Annotated in this window: 1 protein-coding gene; it reads right to left on the reverse strand. The window is 59.1% G+C overall.

Features of this window, described 5'->3' with window-relative positions:
• The coding region (locus EXE44_RS20845) for a hypothetical protein (protein ID WP_199241224.1) at positions 1-237 on the reverse strand (237 nt) is incomplete at both ends.

Raw genomic sequence — 237 nt, forward strand, 5'->3', positions numbered from 1 at the left:
CTCTGAGTCGACCGTTGTCGTCGCGTGGCCCGGCTAAGTAGCCGAGCTCCTCAAACTCTGTTGAGTTCACCGAGAAGAGCGAGTGGTCGCCGTGGCGAATGTCCTCTTCCATAGTTCCTTCTTCCCCTTCGTTTCCGGTGTGAACGAGGCGGGCAGTGTTCCGCTCCGTGTTGATGACTCGTCCCATGGACGCGAGGTCGTGTCGGACGTAGCGTTCAAGGCCGGAGAAGTAGACTG

This window comes from Halorubrum sp. SS7 (assembly GCF_005435055.1).
Taxonomy (GTDB): domain Archaea; phylum Halobacteriota; class Halobacteria; order Halobacteriales; family Haloferacaceae; genus Halorubrum; species Halorubrum salinarum.